General features: G+C 46.8%; 18 protein-coding genes. 11 read left to right on the forward strand and 7 right to left on the reverse strand.

Annotation, left to right across the window (positions count from 1 at the left end; genetic code table 11):
* Genes bcsA through ATB78_RS26075 form a run of 4 tightly spaced genes read left to right on the forward strand, consistent with a single transcriptional unit; the run spans position 1 to position 9,770 of the window.
* Entirely contained in the window at positions 1 to 2,634 is a 2,634-nt protein-coding gene (bcsA, locus tag ATB78_RS26060; protein WP_045409080.1) for a UDP-forming cellulose synthase catalytic subunit, read from the forward strand.
* A complete protein-coding gene (bcsB, locus tag ATB78_RS26065) occupies positions 2,624 to 4,915 on the forward strand; it encodes a cellulose biosynthesis cyclic di-GMP-binding regulatory protein BcsB (RefSeq protein WP_045498190.1) in 2,292 nt (763 codons plus the stop codon). Before bcsA ends, bcsB begins: the two co-directional genes overlap by 11 nt.
* Complete coding sequence (gene bcsZ, locus ATB78_RS26070; RefSeq protein ID WP_061010992.1) at positions 4,912 to 6,018, forward strand: cellulose synthase complex periplasmic endoglucanase BcsZ; 1,107 nt, start codon at positions 4,912 to 4,914, stop codon at positions 6,016 to 6,018. The genes bcsB and bcsZ overlap by 4 nt, the downstream gene beginning before the upstream one ends.
* On the forward strand, positions 6,009 to 9,770 hold the full coding sequence (locus ATB78_RS26075) for a cellulose synthase subunit BcsC-related outer membrane protein (RefSeq protein WP_061010993.1): 3,762 nt from the start codon (positions 6,009 to 6,011) through the stop codon (positions 9,768 to 9,770). Before bcsZ ends, ATB78_RS26075 begins: the two co-directional genes overlap by 10 nt.
* A gap of 104 nt (positions 9,771 to 9,874) precedes the next feature.
* Here ATB78_RS26075 and ATB78_RS26080 read toward each other — a convergent pair whose 3' ends face one another.
* The 3 genes from ATB78_RS26080 to ATB78_RS26090 all read right to left on the reverse strand — a co-directional run bounded on the left by ATB78_RS26080 (position 9,875) and on the right by ATB78_RS26090 (position 12,967).
* Entirely contained in the window at positions 9,875 to 10,729 is an 855-nt protein-coding gene (locus tag ATB78_RS26080; protein WP_061010994.1) for a co-chaperone YbbN, read from the reverse strand.
* Positions 10,730 to 11,184: 455 nt separating this feature from the next.
* A complete protein-coding gene (locus ATB78_RS26085) occupies positions 11,185 to 12,012 on the reverse strand; it encodes an SDR family oxidoreductase (protein ID WP_061010995.1) in 828 nt (275 codons plus the stop codon).
* A 37-nt stretch (positions 12,013 to 12,049) separates the two neighbouring features.
* Positions 12,050 to 12,967, reverse strand: coding sequence for a TIGR01777 family oxidoreductase (locus ATB78_RS26090; protein WP_027726824.1), 918 nt, complete (start codon positions 12,965 to 12,967; stop codon positions 12,050 to 12,052).
* A 257-nt stretch (positions 12,968 to 13,224) separates the two neighbouring features.
* On the opposite strand from ATB78_RS26090, the gene ATB78_RS26095 reads away from it, so the two are divergent.
* From ATB78_RS26095 to yfcE, 6 genes are all read left to right on the forward strand, one after another.
* Positions 13,225 to 13,959 (forward strand): DUF1538 domain-containing protein, encoded by a 735-nt coding sequence (locus tag ATB78_RS26095; protein ID WP_005436927.1) that lies wholly within the window; start codon positions 13,225 to 13,227, stop codon positions 13,957 to 13,959.
* The gene (locus ATB78_RS26100) at positions 13,956 to 14,747 is read left to right on the forward strand and encodes a DUF1538 domain-containing protein (protein WP_039985962.1); all 792 of its coding nucleotides are present in this window, start codon (positions 13,956 to 13,958) and stop codon (positions 14,745 to 14,747) included. Before ATB78_RS26095 ends, ATB78_RS26100 begins: the two co-directional genes overlap by 4 nt.
* The gene (locus ATB78_RS26105) at positions 14,737 to 15,087 is read left to right on the forward strand and encodes a P-II family nitrogen regulator (protein WP_005436932.1); all 351 of its coding nucleotides are present in this window, start codon (positions 14,737 to 14,739) and stop codon (positions 15,085 to 15,087) included. Before ATB78_RS26100 ends, ATB78_RS26105 begins: the two co-directional genes overlap by 11 nt.
* Positions 15,084 to 15,491, forward strand: coding sequence for a CBS domain-containing protein (locus tag ATB78_RS26110; protein ID WP_009707230.1), 408 nt, complete (start codon positions 15,084 to 15,086; stop codon positions 15,489 to 15,491). The genes ATB78_RS26105 and ATB78_RS26110 overlap by 4 nt, the downstream gene beginning before the upstream one ends.
* Positions 15,492 to 15,651: 160 nt before the next feature.
* Positions 15,652 to 15,861, forward strand: coding sequence for a hypothetical protein (locus tag ATB78_RS26115; RefSeq protein ID WP_009707229.1), 210 nt, complete (start codon positions 15,652 to 15,654; stop codon positions 15,859 to 15,861).
* A gap of 70 nt (positions 15,862 to 15,931) precedes the next feature.
* Positions 15,932 to 16,477 carry a phosphodiesterase gene (gene yfcE, locus ATB78_RS26120; protein ID WP_005436936.1) on the forward strand — a complete coding sequence of 182 codons (546 nt, stop codon included), beginning with the start codon at positions 15,932 to 15,934 and terminating at the stop codon, positions 16,475 to 16,477.
* A gap of 60 nt (positions 16,478 to 16,537) precedes the next feature.
* Here the strand turns inward: yfcE and ATB78_RS26125 are convergent, their stop codons facing one another.
* The 4 genes from ATB78_RS26125 to ATB78_RS26140 are packed head-to-tail and all read right to left on the reverse strand — an operon-like array spanning position 16,538 to position 19,042.
* The gene (locus ATB78_RS26125) at positions 16,538 to 16,816 is read right to left on the reverse strand and encodes a SelT/SelW/SelH family protein (protein WP_061010996.1); all 279 of its coding nucleotides are present in this window, start codon (positions 16,814 to 16,816) and stop codon (positions 16,538 to 16,540) included.
* 23 nt (positions 16,817 to 16,839) lie between these two features.
* Positions 16,840 to 17,595: a sulfite exporter TauE/SafE family protein gene (locus ATB78_RS26130; protein ID WP_061011001.1), complete on the reverse strand. Its 756-nt coding sequence runs from the start codon at positions 17,593 to 17,595 to the stop codon at positions 16,840 to 16,842.
* 47 nt (positions 17,596 to 17,642) lie between these two features.
* On the reverse strand, positions 17,643 to 18,158 hold the full coding sequence (locus tag ATB78_RS26135) for a regulatory protein ToxS (RefSeq protein WP_061010997.1): 516 nt from the start codon (positions 18,156 to 18,158) through the stop codon (positions 17,643 to 17,645).
* 11 nt (positions 18,159 to 18,169) lie between these two features.
* Positions 18,170 to 19,042, reverse strand: coding sequence for a transcriptional regulator (locus tag ATB78_RS26140; RefSeq protein WP_061010998.1), 873 nt, complete (start codon positions 19,040 to 19,042; stop codon positions 18,170 to 18,172).
* 272 nt (positions 19,043 to 19,314) lie between these two features.
* Here ATB78_RS26140 and htpG point away from each other — a divergent pair, with 272 nt between their 5' ends.
* Positions 19,315 to 21,219: a molecular chaperone HtpG gene (gene htpG / locus ATB78_RS26145; RefSeq protein WP_061010999.1), complete on the forward strand. Its 1,905-nt coding sequence runs from the start codon at positions 19,315 to 19,317 to the stop codon at positions 21,217 to 21,219.
* The last annotated feature ends 128 nt before the right edge of the window (positions 21,220 to 21,347 follow it).

Below are 21,347 nucleotides of genomic sequence, written 5' to 3' on the forward strand. Positions count from 1 at the left end.
ATGCGTAGCCTCAATCTTATCTTCCAGAGCTGGATAGTCGATCAATTTCAGTCGCACAAGCAGGCGTATGAGCAAGCTTGGGAGTGCAAAACCAATTGGTTGGGCAACATTGTGCTTTCTGTTTGGTTTTCATTGAGCTTTGTTTTCCTAAAACCTGTGATTTCTGGTGTTCCCTCTTGGAAGCTGCCTCTGGTCTATTTCCCACAAGTTAACTACGCCGCTCCTCGCTTGTTTGACCCGATTCGATTTGTTGTCCAGAGCGTTTGGTTACTGTGTTTTAAGCAAAGTGTGGCGTCTGCTTGGTCTCATCAAGCCAGTGGTGTCGTGATGCATCTTGCTGAGAAAATCCGCAATGCTTTCTACTTGCCGTTTGAGCTGGTGGCTAAAAGTGTTCGTTGGTTAGAACAAACGGCCAACCAAGTTAAAGATCCTGAAGTTCGTGAACGCATGAAAGCCAGCAAGTCTGCGATGGTATTGAACTATGCATTGCTGTTCCTCGTGGTGTTGCTCGCATTGCTCTGTTTTACCGTGCCATTCGGCTATCAGGCACAGACTGTATTTGTGCTTTTATTGTGGGCACTTGCCATGATGGTGCGACGCATGCCGGGGCGCTTTCCGACCATGTTGCTCATCATTCTTTCGGTGACAGCATCTTGCCGTTATCTCTGGTGGCGTTACTCATCAACCTTAAACTGGGACGATCCTATTGCACTGATATTAGGGGGTATTTTGCTTTTGGCAGAAACCTATTCTTGGATCGTGTTGATGCTGGGTTACTTCCAGAATATATGGCCGCTTAACCGTAAGCCGGTTTCGATGCCACAAGATCAATCGACTTGGCCAACCATCGACTTGATGATTCCGACTTACAACGAAGATCTCGATGTGGTTAAAGCGACGGTGTATGCCTCAATGGGTGTGGACTGGCCAAAAGACAAATTGAAAATTCACATTCTCGATGATGGTAAACGAGACAGCTTCCGTGACTTCGCAAAGAGTGTAGGGGTTAACTACATTCGCAGGCCAACTAACGAGCACGCCAAAGCCGGTAACATCAACTATGCGTTAAAGCAGACGGATGGCGAGTTTGTGGCGATCTTCGATTGTGACCACATTCCAACTCGAGCATTCTTCCAGCTCACCATGGGCATGTTCCTCAAAGATCCGAAGCTGGCGCTGATTCAAACTCCGCACCACTTCTTCTCTCCGGATCCGTTTGAACGTAACTTATCGAACTTCCGCAATGTGCCTAACGAAGGCAACTTGTTTTATGGGTTAATTCAAGATGGTAACGATTTATGGGACGCGACTTTCTTCTGTGGATCGTGCGCCATTTTGCGCCGTGAACCGCTTGAAGAAGTGGGTGGTATTGCAGTTGAAACTGTAACGGAAGACGCACATACGTCACTGCGCATGCACCGATTGGGCTATCGCTCTGCTTACCTTAAGCAGCCGATATCAGCGGGTTTAGCGACAGAAACTTTATCGGCACACGTAGGGCAACGTATTCGCTGGGCGAGGGGCATGGCGCAGATCTTCAGGGTCGACAACCCGCTCACCGGTAAAGGGCTGAAGTTGTCGCAGCGGCTTTGTTACGTCAATGCCATGCTGCATTTCTTATCCGGTATACCGCGTATTGTTTTTTTGATTGCACCTCTGGCGTTTTTATTGCTGCACTCTTACGTCATTTACGCACCAGCATTGGCGATCATCCTGTACGTTTTGCCGCACATGATCCACGCCAGTATGACCAACTCACGCATGCAGGGTGACTATCGTTACTCCTTCTGGGGAGAAGTGTATGAAACCGTGCTGGCTTGGTACATCGCAAGACCAACCACCGTCGCTTTGTTTGCGCCTCACAAAGGGACATTCAATGTAACGGCGAAAGGGGGCTTAGTTGAAAAATCGCATTACGACTGGGTGATCTCTCGACCGTATTTGGTGCTCGTGGCACTGAATATTCTTGGTTTTGCCGTGGGTCTGTATCGAATGGGGTGGGGGCCCCAAGATGAGGTTGGTACTGTCATCGTTAACTTAGTATGGACGATGTACAACTTGCTGATCTTAGGTGCAGCGGTTGCGGTTGCGGTAGAAGCGAAACAGGTACGAAAAGATCACCGCGTAGAGGTGGCAATTCCTGTTGCGGTGAGATTGCACTCTGGGCATTTGATTCAAGCTCAGATGAAAGACTTTTCATTGGGGGGCGTCCGCATCGAAATCGATGGCGTTGACGAACAAACTTGCCAGTACTTACTCGGTCAGTCACTCGAAGTGATTCTGAATCGTGGTGGACAAGAATTCGTGTTCCCGATGACGGTTGCCTATGCTCATAAAGGCATGTTCGGTATGCAACTCAATGAATTGTCGCATCAACAACAAATCCAATACGTCCAATGTACATTTGCACGAGCAGATACATGGGCGAAATGGCAACAAGGCTATCAAGCAGATAAGCCACTATCGAGTATGCAGGCCGTTCTACAAGTCGGCTTTAATGGATACAAGCGCTTGCTACAACACTGCCCGAAATTTGTCGTGGTCAGTGTGGATGCACTTTTATTTTGTATCGAATTTATTTGGTCACTTCGACCTCGCTATGTCCCAATCAGGACCACAAGTCATGCTAAATAATAAAAAACTAACAGCGTTGACGACGGCAATCACTCTGATGTGTATGTCGGGCAGTCTCGCGGCACAAGAAGTAAAACAGCAATTGTCGGAACCTCAAGCTCAGCAACAAGACGCGGAAAATGCCACCGTCTTTAAGCGAGTCGTTCCATTCAGTCAATTAGGCTACAGCGGCTCAATTGCAATTCAAGGCAGTGAAGCGAATGCTTATGTTGGCTTTGGCTCTCGCCTTGATGAGGTGGTTTCGAAAGCCACGTTGTACTTTGATATTACGCCTTCGCCAGCGTTACTTGCTTTGGTATCGCACGTCAAAGTGTACTTGAACAACGAATTGATGGGCGTGGCGTCTATCGTTGATGGCCAGCAGGGTAAAAAGCTCAGTCTTTCTATGCCACTGGATACGCGTTACTTCAGTAACTACAACCAAATTCGTTTTGAGCTGATTGGCAATACTCAAAAAGACTGTGCCAACCCGAATGATTCCAGTATTTGGGCCGAGATCAGCCAAAGCAGCCGCATCGAAATGTTTGTGCAAAAAACGCAGCTAGAAAGCGATTTGAGCTTACTGCCAGCGCCTTTCTTTGATGTTCGTGACTTTAGCCAACTTAATCTGCCTGTTGTGATGGGCGATAAATATGACTTAGACGAAGTGAAAGCCGCGGGTGTTTTGAGTTCCTACTTCGGCTCTTTAGCGGCTTGGCGCGGTGCGCAGTTCCCTCTGAGTTTCGACACTTTGCCAGAGCGCAACGCTGTGGTGTTTATCACCAACGACAACAAACCTGAATTCCTAAAAGACTTCCCAGATACAGATGGTCCGCGTGTACAGGTGATCACCCATCCAACTGATCCCTACGTGAAGTTATTGCTGGTGATTGGTCGTGATAGTGCTGACCTAAACACCGCAGTACGTGGCTTGGCATTGGGTAACCAGATTCTTACCGGCCCCATTGCCAAGATCAACGAGGTGAAGCAAATCAAACCTCGCGTGCCTTACGATGCGCCAAACTGGGTGAGCACAGATCGACCGGTTGCGTTGTCTGAATTGGTTGAGCAAAAGAGCATGCTGCAAGTGGAAGGTCGCACACCACCGCCTATCAGCGTGAGCCTACGTTTGCCACCAGATCTGTTTACTTGGCAGAGTCGTGGTATTCCAATGGATCTGAACTACCGTTACTCACCGCCGACGGAAGACCATTCTGGCTCCCGTCTCACGTTGAGCATTAACGACCAGTTCATCGAAGCCTTTAACTTGACCACTGCGGGTCAAGGTGGCGACTCTAACCGCGTTCGTGTGCCATTGTTGGATGACAGCATTCTTAGCAGTGACGACCGTGTACGTATTCCAGCATTCAAAGTGGGCAGCAAAAACCAGATCGATTTTGAATTTGGCTTTGCCTCTGTCACTGATGGCTTGTGTCAGGTGACTCAACCAAGCAAGCAATATGCAGTGGTTGATGGCGACTCGACGATCGACTTTAGCGGCTTCCCGCATTACATCGAAATGCCAAACATGCGTGCGTTCGCAACATCTGGCTTCCCGTACACACGCATGGCGGATCTGTCTGAAACTGCTGTTGTGGTGCCAAAAAACGCACCAAAAGAAGCACTGCAAACCTTCTTGAATGTGATGGGCTCTTTGGGCGGCGATTCTGGCTACCCAGGCATCCAAGTATTGTTGACCGATAAGTGGGATGCACAAGCGCTAAAAGACAAAGATATCTTGAGCATTGGTGTGGTGCGTTCATTAGAAGAAGCGGCGAACGACCCAGACCAAGTGAATCTGGTGGTTGAAGCAGGCGAGCGCCAAATTCGTCTACCGAGCAAGAATGAACAGCAGCTTGGTATGAACTGGATGAACCCAAGCGATGCTAACCAAGTGCCAGCTGATTATGTTTCAGTGGAAGCAGGCGGCTCCTTTGCTGCGATTTATGGTATGGAATCACCTTACACAAATAATCGCAGTTTAGTGTCTATTATGGCTGCTCATCCTGCCGATTTTGCTACGGTTGATGAAGCACTTGCGGATTCGGGCAAAGTGGAGCATATGTTTGGCTCTGTAGTGACGCTAAGAAACGATGAAGTCGCGAGCTATAACGTTGGTTCTCATTACTTTGTGGGTGAGCTGCCAGTGTGGCAATTAGTGTGGTTCCACTTCTCAAATCATCCAATCATCGTGGCATGCTTCGCTGCGTTATTGATGGTGATCGTGACTATTGTGCTTTGGCGTGTTCTGCGTCAGGTTGCTGCAAAACGTCTAGAGAAAACTGAGGAGGAAGAGGAATGAAAAAGCTGATTGCACTTATCATGCTACTGACTTCTCCTCAGCTGTGGGCAAACACGTGTGACTGGCCACAATGGGACACATTTAAGTCGGTTTACATCGAACAAGGTCGAGTCGTGGATGGCAGCGATGAACGCATGATCACCACATCGGAAGGCCAGTCCTATGCGTTGTTCTTTGCTTTGGTTGCCAATGATCAAAAAGCCTTCGCCGAGGTATTAAACTGGACTCAAGTGCATTTAGCTGGTGGCGACCTTACGGCAAGATTGCCAGCTTGGTTATGGGGCAGAAAAGAGAACGGCAGTTTTGGTGTGTTAGATACTAATGCAGCATCGGATTCCGACCTTTGGATTGCTTACGCTTTAGTGGAAGCGGGTCGACTGTGGGATAACTATTACTACCAATCGCTTGGTCATCTGCTTGCTAGTCGTATTCTACGAGAAGAGACTGTGACCATTGACGGTGTGGGCACCGTGTTACTGCCTGCACCAACAGGGTTTGAGTTTGGTGATCGCTACCGTGTGAACCCGAGCTATGTACCGTTACAGCTGATTGCCCGAATGGAAGCTCTGTATCCGCAGTATTCATGGGATGGCATGTATAAAGCAAGCTCGCAAATACTAACGCAAACCATGCCAAAAGGTTTCAGCCCTGATTGGGCAACGCTCAGCCAAGGTCAGTACAGTGCCGATTCGGTGACTGGGCCAATTGGCAGTTACAACGCCATTCGTACCTACCTATGGGCGGGTATGCTTGATGACCAAGTCACAGAAAAAGCTCAGCTGATTCAGCAAATGCAGCCCTTTGTCGCAGCGACTAAAGCGCTCGGCGCACCACCACGAGAAGTGAATACAGAAACGGGTGAATACACTCAAGTTGGCAGTGCAGGATTTTCTGCCGCTGCATTGCCTTTGTTGGCGGCGTCTGGTGAGTCTGAGCTGCTCAAAGCACAAGCAAGCCGAGCGCAGCAAGAGCTTATCTCGGACAGAAACGACCACTACTACGACAATGTTTTGAGTTTGTTTGGCCTAGGCTGGCATCAGGCGCGCTACCGCTTTGGCAAACAAGGTGAACTGTTGCCTGCATGGAGCGAGCAATGCCAATAGCAAGACGTGCTTCGTGGTTGATCTCGCTGGCCATGATGGCGAGCGGGATTGCTCCTGTTTATGCACAAAGTTTTAGCTCAAAGCCGCTTAGCAAAGCGCAGTTAGCCGCAGTGTACCAACCAGTTGAAACGGTTCAGTTCTCGACATCTCTTGCTCGGGTAAACTCGGTGGAGTGGCTGGTTGAACAGCTGAAACTGGCGGATGCAATAGGACGCGACGACATTGTTGAAAGTACGTTAGAGCGTTTGTTTGCGATTGAGGAAGGCAACCCGATTGGTTTGTATTACCAAGCCAATATGTACTTAAAGCGTAAGCAACCTGAGTTGGCGAAGCAGACGTTCCAGCGTTTAACCAAACAATCGCCAAATTCTCCACAAGCCAAAGACTTGGCTGCCATCATGTCTCTTCAAGGAGATAAGAAAGGCGATTACCAACGAGCTAAGTTGCTAGCTAAATCTGGCCGTTACGAAGAAGCCATCCAAGCGTATAAAGTCATTTTTCCCAACGGCATGCCTTCTGCTGCATTGCAGTTAGAGTTTCTGCAGCTGCAAAGCAATCTTGATGGAAGTTGGCTGGCGGTAAAACAAGGTTTAGAGCGCTTAAATGCAGATTACCCGGGTGTGCCTCAGTTTCAACTCGCATTGGCGAATCATATCCGCAAAGAGAATCCAGCTGACCCATGGATTTTGGATACCTACAAAAAGCTCGCTTTAGCCCCAGTCATTGGCAGCAGTGCGGCGACATCTTGGTTGCGTGCTCTCGATCAACTGCCTATCTCAGAACAAGTGGTTCAACAATACGCGATTTTAGCGAGTTACTATCCATCAGATCTTGAGATACAACGAGCTAACCAAGGCGCGAAAAAACGCTGGGAAACCGAGCAAGATCTGCGTAAGGACCCAACCTATCTTGCCAAATTGAAAGGTCTCAAACTGCTGGATGAAGACAAAACCTTGCAAGCCGAGAAGCAGTTGCGGTATGCGATGACGACGCGTCCGAACGACCCAGAAATATTGGGTGGTATGGGCAAGGTCTATCTGCGTAAAGGTCAGCAACAAAAGGCGCTTGAGTATTTTGAACGTGCACAGCAGCTAGATAAAGACCCGGATAGTGCTTCTAAATGGGCCACTTTGATTGAAACCTCGCAATATTGGGCGTATTTGGATCAAGGTGATGCGCTAGCCGAGAAAGGGCAGTTTAAACAAGCTGAAAGCCTTTACCGTAAAGCCATTCAATCCGATAAAACTCAGCCTTATGCTTTTACCTCTTTGGGGGCGCTTTACTTAGCACAAAAGAACTATGCCGCGGCAGATAAAGCCTATATCCAAGCGCTCAAACTTGAGCAACTCAACGGCTCTGCCTTACGTGGACGGCTAGACGTTCGTATTGAGCAACAAGATTGGGTGGGTGCAGAGTCGGTTGCGCAGCGTTTTTCTCCGGCGCAAAAACAGGTGGTGTCTGAGAAAATCAATGGCATTCAATCTGAGATCATTCTGGCGAGATTGCGCATTGCGATAGCGAAAGATGACCAAGCAGGTATGCAATCTGCAGTGGAAGAGTTGATTGAGCTAAAACCAACATCGCCGTGGTTGAGACTGGATATTGCTGATGTTGTTCGCTCTATGGGTGATAAACGTCGTGCCGACAAACTGATGTCTGAATGGGCGACGAACAGCACTGATCCGGAAATGAAGTTCGCTTATGCCTTGTATCTTGCTCAAGATTTTAAAGTCGATGCGGCGATTTCTGAGTTAGAGAGTGTGCCGAAGCGTGAAGTTACCCCTGCCATGGAGCGTAACCTCACACGCTTAAAGCTCAATGCTGATTTACAAGATTTACCCGCGCGTTATCAGGGCTCACCGAAGGCTGTCACTACCATGTTGACGTCGCTTGAGTCTCAATATGCTGGGCAAGTTCAACCTCTAGCAAGGCTTGTGAGTGCTTGGGTAGAGATTGAAAAGGTCGATGAAGCGCAGCGCATTTATCAAAGCATTCGCCCTTCAAGCAAATGGAATACCGACGAAAAACTCGCTTACGGCAGTATGATGGTGAGCTTGAATCAGTTTGACGATTTCGACCAATGGTACGAAGGCTTGGCGTTGAGTAAAGACCAGCAAGCAGTCAGTGCCTCTGAAGCGCTGCAATTTGATGAACTCAAAACACGTCGTACTTTAGCGCAAGCGGATTTGTTACTCGCGAATCAACAGCCAGAGCAAGCAATGGCTTTGTATGAACGTATCTCATCAAAACCTGAACCATTCAAGACGCAAGCTCAGGTGGGCTTGCTGCAAGCTAGCGCACAGAGTGGAGATGAGGCAACCTATCACGACTTGCATCTGATCTTGAATAAGAAGCGCGACACGCTGAATGCTGCTCAGTTGATGACGGTTGCTTCGGTATTCAATCAACTTGGTTACCGCAATGATGCGAACACCCTGAACCGCTTGCTCGATGATACACAGGACGCCGACGCTCTAGCGTATCGAAACAGCATGTCTATTGCGATGGACAATCAGCAATGGACGTTAGCGGAAGAGCGCGGACGTCAGGCACTGAACAGTGATCGAATTGAAAAAAGTGCAAAACCAGATGAAGCAAGTCTAGAGACGCTTACTTTGCGTGAGTTGTATGATACAGCAGATGACTACTGGCTAACGCGCAATGTTAAGTCGGACATCGATACGCTCCATGACCGCAGTGATGGTCATGTAATTATTGGTTGGGATTACAGTGCCCGTGATGGACGTAACTCATCTAACCAAGTGCCAATCGAAGCACGTATTCCGATTGAATCACTCGACGGGCATCTGCTGCTGAGAGCGGATTACGTGTCTATCGATTCCGGCGAGCTAGATTACTACGAGAAGACAAACGGCTCTGACAGCACCTCATTCCAAGATGATGCATCAGGTATGGCACTTGGTGTGGGTTGGCAAGCCAAAGATTGGCAAGTAGACATTGGTACCACACCGATTGGTTTTGAACATACTACTTGGGTAGGCGGGGTCAGTGTGGATGGTGATCTCGGGGACTTCGGATGGACAGCAGAAGCGTCTCGCCGTCCTGAAACCAGCAGCACACTTTCTTATGCTGGAATGACAGTACCGAGTGGAACCAGTGATCCTCAAGGCAAAAAATGGGGTGGTGTAGTTCGAACAGGTGTTAAGCTCAATTCGAGCTGGGATATAGGTGGCCCTTACGGTTTTTGGAGCAGCCTGCAATACCATGCACTGACGGGTGAAAACGTTGAAGACAATACTCGTCTTGGTGTGCTTGGTGGGGCTTACTACAAACTGATCGCAACGGATGATCAGCGCCTGAGCATTGGCACCAACTTGATGTACCTCGACTATGACAAGAACTTGGGCGAATACACGCTTGGCCATGGTGGCTACTACAGCCCGCAAAGTTATTTCTCTGTGTCATTGCCAGTCAACTATTACGGTCGCTACGACAGCACATGGTCGTATCAATTGAGTGCTTCCATTTCTAACTCATGGACAGAAGAAGATGCGCCTTATTTATCTTCTGGTGACAGTTCTGAGCGCGGTGGCGGTTTTGGTGCTTCGCTGCAAGCCGCCGTTGAGAAACGAGTGAGTAAACGTTGGTATATCGGTGCGCTGGTGGATCTACAGCGTTCAGAGTTTTATACGCCAAACCATTTCATGCTGTACGGAAAATACACCTTCAATGACCGCTGGCAGCCGATTGAATACCCACCTGCGGTACCTACGCTGTACAGTGATTTTTAGTACCAGCCTCTCTCGCAACGAGCATTTTAGGAATGGTTGAAACAACAAAGGCCGGAGTTTTCCGGCCTTTTCTATTTGAGCTGTCCTGCTTTAAATCGATTCGCTTAGTACAAAATCGAGTAAAGTTGACGGCGGTACTTACTTGCCAGAGCGTTGCCTTGGCCAAGTGCGCTCAAGATATCCATAAAGACTTTCTTCACTTCACCATCTTGTGCGCCTAGATTGGTCTTTAGAATGCTCCAAAGTAGCTCTAACGCTTCTTCATCGCGACCTACTTGGTTGTACTGAACGGCAAGTTCACACGCCAATTCAATGTTGTCAGGGTTTGCTGCTAGTTCTTGTTCAAGACGCTGAAGCTCTGGGCTTTCTGCTGCTTGAAGATGCAGGTCTAACTTCGCGATCAAACCTTTGTAGTAGTTGTCTTGGTATTCCAGTGGAATCGCGCTTAACAGCGTTTGTGCCAATTCAAACTGTTTGGTTTCCAGCAAGCAATCTGCCATCGCCAGTTTCACGTCGCCACGGTTTTGAAGCTCTTCCGATAGCGTTTGAAGAATCGCTAACGCCTGAGCATGCTCACCTTGTTGGAGCAATTCACTTGCTTGCTTCAACTGCATCTCATCTTGGCTTGGTAGATGCTTTTGCAGCATTGCCGTAATCGCATCAATAGGCTGAGGACCACCCATACCATCGACGGCTTGGCCGTTCATGAATAATGCGATGGTTGGCAGCACTTGCACGCCAAATTGAGAAGCAAGAGCAGGTTGCTGTTCACAGTTCAATAGAGCAAGGGTAAATGCGCCGTTGTATTGCTGAGTCAGCATTTGTAGATCAGGAATCACTTGTGCGCTTTCTGGTTGAGCGCCCGCCCAAAAGTGAATCAATACAGGCGTGTTCATTGATCCTTCAAGCGTTTCACGGAAATTTTGTTCTGTTAACTCAACGATAAATGGGGATTGCATCAGAGTATCCTTGCTTTTTGTTTCTTGTCGTTGATTGTAGATATGGAGTTGATATTTGGGAAATTCAAGCGATAGAAAGGAAAAACGCTGCCGAAGCAGCGTATTCCTGATAGCAAGCGAAAGTGCTATTAGATTTGGCTAGTCCAGCACGGTTTAGAGAGTCTTGTTAGACGTTATAGTAGTGTGCTGGGTGTGGTATCAAAATAGGATGAACATGGTCAACACTACACCCACACTAAGCCAGTTAAGCTGATTTAATGTCATTATTGTCTCGCGAAAATACAAAACAGAAAGGGTGGCGATACCAAATCTATAGTGAGTATCTACACCACGTTCAGGCACGATGGGTGAAGATACTGACTTAGAAATTGATTCGAACATTGAGGTTTTCTTAACCTACATGCTCATAATGACATCACATTGTTACGGTAAAATTACATCGTGATAAAAATTTTTTATGCTGCTTGTCGCAAAATATTATCAAGAATACGAGTTGGTAACAGGCGCTTTAATACCGCAAACACTTTGGTCGGTGTGGTGATTCGGTAACGGATTTTGGGTTTATCACTGGTGAGTGCGTTAAGCACTGGCTCAATACAAGACTCAGCAGGAAGGACAAATTTGTTGTTCGACTTGTCGTTATCTAAACGCTGCTTTTGCCCTTCGTAAGCTGCTCTGTGGACACTGTTTTCCACATCAATCCACTGCTCAAACGCTTTTAAGGCATTTTGTCTAAACTGGGTTTCTATTGGGCCGGGTTCGATCAGTGCAACTTTGATGTTGGTGTCCATCAATTCCAAACGTAGCGTGTCTGTCCAGCCTTCAAGAGCGAATTTAGAGGCGTTATAGGCACCACGATATTTCATCGCAGCAAACCCTAGCACAGAGCTGTTTTGGATGATTCTTCCTTCACCCTGTTTGCGCATGTGTGGCAACACTTCTCTTACGAGTTGGTGCCAGCCAAAAAAGTTGGTCTGAAATTGTGTTTGAAGTGCTTCTGTAGGTAGATCTTCTAATGCGCCAGGTTGTCCATAAGCGCCATTGTTAAATACGGCATAGAGCTTTCCCTGGGCCAGTTCCAGAGCTGTAGAAACTCCAGCAGAAATACTTTGAGGATCATTAAGATCTAACTGAATGCAGGTTAAGCCTTCACTGGTTAAGCGTTGAACATCTTGTTCGTTGCGACACGAGGCAATAACGTGGAAGCCCTCTTTTTGTAAAGCATGGGCACATACGTATCCGATGCCTGTGGAGCATCCGGTGATCAGAACTGACTTTTTCATATTAGGGCTCACAAAAGGAGGTAGTGAGCCTTATGATTCAACAACTTCTGTCTTGAAGCAAGTTCTTGAGTGCTGGCTCGACGCGAGAATAGCTGAACTTGAAGCCAAGCTCGGTGAGCTTTTTAGGTTTGGCTCGAACGCTATCAAACAGCAAACAAGACGATTCGCCCATTGCCATGTTCATGACCCATTTAGGGGTAAACAGGATATGTGGTCGTTTAAGGGTTTTCGCCAACGTGCCACTAAAGATTCTGTTGCTGACAGGGTGTGGGGCACATAAGTTGAACTCGCCATGAGCATGCGGTGTTTCAAGCAAATACATGATAGCCCTAACCATATCCAAAATATGAATCCAAGGCATGTACTGTTTACCGCTTCCTAGTGGGCCACCTAAACCGAGCTTATAGGGGAGAAGCATTTTGGCAAGTGCTCCACCGTTTTGTCCAAGCACTAAGCCCGTTCGAAGTATGCACACTCGAGTTTGTTCGGATTCTGCACGCTTGGCAATTTGTTCCCAACGAGCACAAACATAGTGCGCAAATGCTTCACTATTTACGTGTAAGCATTCGTCAAAAGGGTGATCTTGTTGATCGCCGTAATAGCCAACCGCAGAGCCGCTGATAAATACCGCTGGTGGTTCGGTACTGGCGTGAATCAATTCAACGATTCGCTCGGTCACTTTCCACCGGCTGTTACAAATGACCTCTTTCTGCTCCTTGCTCCAGCGTTTATCTGCAATCGGTTCGCCGGCAAGGTTAATCACCGCATCGACGTCATTGAGATCTTCAATCGAATCTAGGGAGTCTAGATATTGAATGTTACCGACATCGGCATGCTGTAATCGCTGTTTTGCCTGCGCAGGGTTACGCGTCAACAAAATAACTTGGTGCGTAGTCAGGAGCTTAAGGAGCTCTGAACCAATAAAGCCTGTACCGCCAGTCAGTAATATCTTCATGTCATCCCTTTGATTGTAAAACCATTCAAACATTATAGTCGTTAACCGCCTTGCATGATCATTTCAATTACTTGCGATGTCGATTTTATTATTAGTTCCTAATGGTTTAGTAGCGATTTCTTACCAAGCGATGCAAAGCTCACAGTTTGAGTAAATGTAACAGAATGTTATCAAGCATTGAGCGTTGCTCACACTTAGCTTCAACAAACTGTGTCATGCTGAATTTAGAAAGGATGAAGCGTTGCTAGGAGGGGAATATGGAAGCATTTGTTGCTCTGTTTCGAGCCTTGCTAAGTAGCGCCCGTGATTTGCTGCCGATTGTCCTTGTTATTACCTTCTTCCAACTTGTGGTGCTTCAAGAGCCACTTCCTAATCTGGTCTCGATTTTATTTGGCCTCTTACTGGTTATTCTGGGTTTAACCTTTTTCATTTTTGGCTTAGAGCTGGGTTTATTCCCGATTGGCGAAAACATGGCGCAAGCTTTTGCCAACAAAGGTAGCGTGTTTTGGCTGCTGATTTTCGCATTCTGTTTAGGCTTTGGGACAACCATTGCTGAACCGGCATTGACAGCTGTAGCGGAAGAAGCTTCGGAGGTAGCGGCCGAGGGAGGGATGATCGCCAATACTGAGCAATCAATGGAGGAATACGCAGATGGCTTGCGCTTAACGGTTGCTTTGTCGGTGGGCGTGGCGATTGTATTAGGCGTACTTCGGATTCTTAAAGGTTGGCCGATTCAATATATGATCATCGGAGGCTACATCGGCGTTGTGATCCTGACTGGATTTGCGCCGGAATCCATCATTGGTGTGGCTTACGATTCTGGCGGTGTGACGACTTCTACCATCACGGTGCCATTGGTGACTGCGCTTGGGGTTGGACTGGCTTCGGCGATTAAAGGTCGAAACCCCATGATTGATGGGTTTGGACTTATCGCGTTTGCCTCTTTGTTACCGATGATGTTTGTCATGGTTTACGGGATGGTGGTGGCATGATTTCCTTTGCGCATTTCATCGATACTTTTATCTCAACCATCAGTGATGTGGTTCCTATCGCGACCATTATCTTCGGTTTTCAGTTGGCAGTGCTGCGCCGTCCAATTTCAAACTTACCCAAAGTAATACTTGGCTTTGGTTACGTTATTTTAGGGTTATCGTTGTTTTTGCTTGGTTTGGAGATGGCGCTGTTTCCACTTGGTGAAACCATGGCGACGCAACTGACCGCACCTGATTTCCTTCGGGAGTTTAAAGTTTCAATTGGCCAAGCCTTAAGTTGGGTTGATTACTATTGGGTGTACATTTTTGCGTTCTTTATTGGTTTTAGCACTACGATAGCGGAGCCTTCTCTCATAGCGGTCGCCATCAAAGCTAATCAAGTGTCTGGCGGCAGTATTAGTGTCAATGGATTACGTGTTGCCGTCGCATTAGGTGTTGCGGTGGGTATTGCACTTGGAAGCTACCGGATTGTGGTGGGCGACCCGATTCATTACTACATCATCGCGGGTTACATCGTGGTGGTGATTCAAACCTTTTATGCGCCAAAGCTAATTGTGCCTTTGGCCTACGATTCCGGTGGTGTGACGACGTCGACGGTGACTGTTCCCTTGGTGACTGCTCTTGGCTTGGGGTTAGCGTCAACGGTTCCGGGACGAAACCCAATGATTGATGGCTTTGGTTTGATCGCCTTTGCCAGCTTATTCCCAATGATTTCCGTCATGGGCTATGCCCAAATCACCCAGTGGTTGAACAAAGAGACCGCGGAGGAGAAAGAAAATGCGCTTTAAATTGATTCTGGCCTTTGTTGAAGACAGCAAAACTGACAAAGTGCTCGATGCCGCACGTGATGCAGGTGCGACAGGTGCAACCGTGATCAACAATGCTCGGGGGCAAGGTTTAAACCAAAAACGAACCTTCTTTGGTCTGACTCTAGAAGTACAAAAAGACGTGTTGTTGTTTGTGGTGGAAGAACATTTATCGAGGCACATTTTGGAGACGATCAGTGAGGTCGGGGAGTTTGATCAAGAGTCTGGTCAAGGCATCGCGGTGCAGATTGATGTGGAAGACGCAGTGGGCGTTGCGCACCAAGTAGAGAAACTGACCAAAGTAGTAGAGGACGAGTTATGAGCCATCATGAGTTGATTCGAGTTAGAGACGTAATGGCAGCGACCTACATCATTGTTGATGGGTTAATTACGGTCCATGAAGGGATAACCCTAGCAAGAAAGAGTGAAGTGAAAGCGCTTGTGGTGAAAAAACGCGATGAGGATGATGAGTACGGAATTGTATTAATGAACGATATTGCGAAAAAAGTATTGGCGAAAAACCGCTCGCCACAACGAACCAATCTTTATGAAATCATGACCAAGCCCGCGCTCTCTGTCGATCCTAATATGAATGTGAAATATTGCGCGCGTTTATTTGAGCGCTTCGGTATTAGTCGTGCACCAGTGATTGAAAACGGTGAGGTTATTGGCATGGTGAGTTACAACAATATCGTGATTAACGGCATGGCACGAGAAGAGTTATAGGCGTGTTTGTTGTGAGGCTCACTCATAATTAGGGCAATAAGTTTTCTCAGGTGAGCGACATTTAGCAAACCCCATTCGAATTGCTTATCTGTGCCATTGCATATCCGCAATCTGAGGCTTATTCTTTGAGAATTAAAGAAATAATTGAGGATGTCATGTCATGCCGCTAGTCGCTTGTCCTGTATGTGAGAAACAAATTTCAAAACGAGCTCATACCTGTCCGGGGTGCGGAGAACCCGACCCATTAAATCATTTAGCTAAGTCTAAGTTCCTATCGATGATCTTTTGGGCGGTGGTCTTGGTCGGTGCCGGTTACTTTGCGTGGTTCTACTTGGTGCCAATGTTGGTTGAAATGCTTCGTAACCACTAGTTTCTGACTTCGGTTGAGCTTCTATAAGAATGCCGTAGAATAGCCTCATTACTTTTGAGGAGACGATGTCGTGAAATTATTTTTTGCCTCAGACTTGCACGGCTCTTTGCCAGCAACCGAAGAAACCATTCAGCTTTACTTAGCCTCTGGTGCCGATCATCTTATCTTGTTGGGTGATACGCTCAACCATGGGCCAAGAAACCCGGTTCCAGAAGGTTACAATCCTCCACAAGTAGCGGAGTTGCTTAACCAGTACAGTGAGCAGATCATTTCTGTGCGCGGTAACTGTGACAGCGAAGTAGACCAAATGCTGCTGAACTTCCCAATGATGACAGACTACGCTTGGCTGCTATTAGAGTCAGGCAAGCGTGTGTTCCTCACTCATGGTCACTTGTACAACAGTGCGAAACGTCCACCACTGCGTGAAGGCGATATCATTGCTCATGGCCATACTCATGTCCCAGTGGCAGAGATGCAAGAAGGGGCGGTGATTTTCAATCCTGGTTCTATGACCTTCCCAAGAAACGGATTGCCACGCAGTTATGGTTTGATGGAAGGCAATACGCTGACAGTGCAAACACCTGAAGGTGAAGTGCTGGCTCAGACTACGATTTAATGATCGAGTTATCGAATAAATCGTGAATTGGATAAAGAAGCAAGGGAGCCAATTGGCTCCCTATTTTGTATCTGAATGCCCCAAATCGCGCTCTGGATCGATGATGTCTCTTACACGTTGCTTTAGAATTTTGGCTTCAGGGAAACCTCCGTCTTTTTTACGTTCCCAAATCTGGACACCATTGCAAAAAATCTCAAAACGGCCACCCGTATCAGGATGTAAGCTGACGGTTTCAATCTCTTCACTGAACGTGTGAAGCAATTCTTGTGATAGCCAAGTTGAACGCAACATCCAATTGCACTGACGACAGTAGTGAATGTCTATGATGGCTTTATTCATTTCTTATTTCCTTTCTTTAAATACTAAAGCAGTAGCCTTATTCCCACCGCAAAGGTGAGGATCTCAAACGCGATTTTGATAACTCGATTGCTGTACTTTGTCGCCGCCCATGCACCTAAGCTGCCGCCTAAAAATGAACTCACTAATAAAACCGGTAACCAGGCCCAATGAATTGGTGCTCCGGCTTGTACCACTGCGACGCCACCAATACCGTTCCAAAACAGACCGACACAAATCATTGTGTAGGCTACTGCTTGCTTGTAGTCGTAACCAAACCAACGAACAAGGAAGAGGGTAACAAGTAAGCCAGAACCTGCAGTCAACGAACCATTCACTACACCAATGAACATCAAACCTAACCCGCCGACTATCCAGCCAAAGGTATCACGATGAGTTGGTATCTCTGTCTGCCCCAGTTGTTTCTTAAAGCGAGAGTAAATTCCAAGAGCAAGGATCATCGCCCCGAGCATTTTCTCAGCGATGTTATCGGGAATTTGGACAATCAGGTTTGCACCAATCACGACTCCGATGCTGCCGACCAGAATCAGATAAAGCGCGACTTTAGGTTTTATTGTCCCGGCTTTTAGATGTGTACTCGCAGCACCGAGTCCAAGGGCAACGGAAGCGACTTTATGTGTCCCTAGTGCGACGGAGAAAGGCAAGCCAAGAAAGATCAATAACGGAAATTGCAGTAACCCAGCGCCACCACCAGAGAGGGAAGCGAGCGTATTTGCGATAAGAGAGCCAAAGAAGAGAGTGAGGGTATCTAGCCAGTCCATGTGCAAAATAAAAGGGGGCATCTTGCCCCCTTATCATCGAATCAAAATCAGTTTCTAAACAGTACCGTAGAACCGTGGTTCAGGCTAGTCAGTAGTAACGTTTTTTCGTTCACTATGTCAATGCGACGGCTTTGCTCTGCATCCAACTTAAAGATTTGTGTGATGAGACGAAGTTGTGACTCAGAGAAATCTTTAGATTGAGAAGCTGAAATATCTTTGAATTCAGCTGGTGAGACAAGCAAGTAGTTGTCACTCACTTCCCAACGGCCTTTCTCAGAAATATTGATCGTGGATTCTGTATTAGAACCTTGAGCAAACAGGCGAATGTTTGCCACGCGAATGTAATCGCCATTAGGCAAGTACTTCACATTCGATTCCACATTGACTTTACGTAGAGGACCAACCGTATCGTCTGGCAAGTTATCGGTGATCAGTGTCACCATGGTCGATTGCCATTCGTTTGATGTGAGAACCTGTTCTATTTTCAGGTCACTTCCCCAGTATAACCAACCACTAAAAAGGATTGATACGGCCAAAACCGCAGATGCTATCTTAATCTTCATTTCAGCCTCCTTTAATTGCAGATGTCTGTTGGGTCATTACGACCAGCGAAAATACGCAGCGTCACGTTCTCGTAGGAATGCTCGCTGTCGTGAATGTAGTTCAGTATCAGTTGGTTGTTTTGACCACCAGTTGCGATCACTTCTACCGGAGAGGACTCTTCTGCGTGGTGCTCCACGTAGCGTTTGATGCACTGTTCAATCGAAGGCATCCAATCGTTTAACTGAGGGTGGTTAACTGGTGTCATTACCGGAACGTTGTGGTATTCACCAATTTGACGGAATTGAGATTCCGCAGGGTTAGTCAGCATCAGTACACAAACAGGCAGTAACACTGCAACCACAACTAAAATACGAAACAGCCAGTTTGCGTTCTTTTGTGATGGAGTCGTTTTAGGTTTTTCAACCGTCACTTCGGCTTCTGTTGTTTTGTCTACCGGAGTCTCAACCGCAGATTCTGCAAATTGCTCTAGGTCGACAACGGGTGCTTCGTTCTCTTCTTCTTGTTCATCAAGTTCAGAGATTGAATCAGAAGAAAGTGGGCTTAAGCGCTCAACCGTACTGATAAGTTGGTAGCCGCGTTTTGGTACGGTTTTTACGAATTCTGGTGATTTTGTTGAGTCCTTCAACATTTTACGCAGCGTCGAGATAGCCTGAGTTAGGCTTGAATCATCCACCTCAAAGCCTTGCTCACGCCAAACGAACTCGTGCAGCTCGTTACGCGTTATCACTTCGTTAGGTCTCTCTGCCAACATGAGGAGAATACGGCTTTCGTTGCTTCCTAATCGTACAACTTCGTTGCCATTTTGTTGGTCAGCGAGCGAATTACTATTTGGGTCAAAGACAAATCTTTGAGCAAGCAGAAATTTGGTGCCTATGTTAGTCATTTAGTTCTTCTTAGATGGATGATTCTGTAATTATAGTGATTTGCGTCACATAACAAGGCGTGCGCAAAAAGACATGTGCTACGTTTTAGATGCTTTTAGGGACGTAGGATAATTAAAATTTTCTAAAAAAACACCGTTTTTAGCAATATTGACCTTGAATTTACATTTGTCAGCCACATGTTAAATGACATCTTAGTAATGTCGCTTTTATGAGGCGGCGGTTAGGGCTTTGTCATTAAAAGTCTATTTAGTTTAGATGTTATGGAGCAAACATGAGCGAAACCGTATCTCAAAACAAAGAAACTCGTGGCTTTCAATCAGAAGTAAAACAACTACTTCACCTGATGATTCACTCTCTTTATTCCAACAAAGAGATTTTTCTACGTGAGTTGATCTCAAACGCGTCTGACGCATCAGATAAGCTTCGTTTCAAAGCGCTATCTACTCCAGATTTATACGAGGGTAATGCTGACCTTGGCGTTAAGCTAGCGTTTGATGAAAATGCTAACACATTAACCATCTCTGATAACGGCATCGGTATGAGCCGTGATGATGTGATTGAACATTTAGGTACGATCGCAAAATCAGGGACAGCAGAATTTTTCTCAAAGCTGTCGGATGAGCAGAGCAAAGACTCTCAACTTATCGGTCAGTTCGGTGTGGGTTTCTACTCTGCATTCATCGTTGCAGATGCCGTAACGGTTCGCACTCGTGCGGCTGGTCTTCCTGCTGCAGAAGCCGTTCAATGGCACTCAGCTGGCGAAGGTGATTACACCATCGAGACTATCACCAAAGACTCTCGTGGTACTGACATCGTGCTTCACATGCGTGAAGAGGGCAAAGAGTTTCTAAACGAATGGCGTCTACGTGATGTGATCAGCAAATACTCTGACCATATTGGTATCCCTGTTTCTATCCAAACTGCGGTTCGCGATGACGAAGGCAAAGAAACGGGTGAGAAGAAGTGGGAGCAAATCAATAAAGCTCAAGCACTTTGGACACGCAATAAATCCGATATCTCGGATGAAGAGTACCAAGAGTTCTACAAACACGTTTCTCATGATTTTGCTGATCCTCTTACTTGGAGTCACAACCGTGTAGAAGGTAAGAACGATTACACGAGCTTGCTTTACATCCCTGCGAAAGCACCATGGGATATGATGAACCGTGATCATAAATCAGGCTTAAAACTGTATGTACAACGCGTATTCATCATGGATGACGCTGAGCAGTTTATGCCTTCTTACTTGCGCTTTATTCGTGGTTTGATTGATTCAAACGATCTGCCTTTGAACGTATCACGCGAAATTCTGCAAGATAACAAGGTCACTCAGTCACTTCGCAACGCATGTACCAAGCGTGTACTTACTATGCTTGAGCGTATGGCGAAGAATGATGAAGAGAAATACCAATCATTCTGGAAAGAGTTCGGCCTTGTCATGAAGGAAGGCGTTGCAGAAGACATGGCAAACAAAGAGAAAGTTGCTGGTCTATTGCGCTTTGCGTCTACTGAAGTGGACTCTGCTGAACAAACCGTTGGTTTAGCTTCTTACATTGAACGCATGAAAGAAGGCCAAGATAAGATTTACTACCTAACGGCAGACAGCTACGCAGCTGCGAAGAACAGCCCGCACTTAGAGCAGTTCAAAGCGAAAGGCATCGAAGTTATCTTGATGTTTGACCGCATTGATGAGTGGTTGATGAACTACCTGACTGAGTTTGATGGTAAGCAGTTCCAGTCGATTACTAAAGCAGGCTTAGACCTAAGTAAGTTTGAAGACGAAGCGGAAAAAGAAAAGCAGAAAGAAACGGAAGAAGAGTTTAAATCTGTTGTTGAGCGCACCCAGTCTTACCTAGGCGACCGAGTAAAAGAGGTTCGTACGACGTTCAAGCTTGCGACTACGCCAGCAGTTGTCGTGACGGATGATTTCGAAATGGGCACGCAGATGGCGAAGCTTCTTGAAGCGGCGGGTCAAGCGGTACCAGAAGTGAAGTACATCTTTGAAATCAACCCAGAGCATGAGCTAGTGAAGCGCATGGCGGACGAAGCGGATGAAGAAGCATTCGGACGTTGGGTTGAAGTGCTACTAGGCCAAGCGATGTTAGCAGAGCGCGGTTCGATGGAAGATCCAACGCAATTTGTTCGTGCCATCAACAAGCTTTTGACTAAGGTTTAATAACCAAACATCAACAAAAAGCTCGCGAAATGCGAGCTTTTTGTTTGTAAACGCATAGATTCACACTTTGAGTGTTGAGTTAATAATCAATAAAGCTCGAAAGCAGGCATCGCTAACATTCTTTAGTC

This window comes from Vibrio sp. CUB2, from assembly GCF_001557945.1.
Classification (GTDB): Bacteria; Pseudomonadota; Gammaproteobacteria; order Enterobacterales; family Vibrionaceae; genus Vibrio; species Vibrio owensii.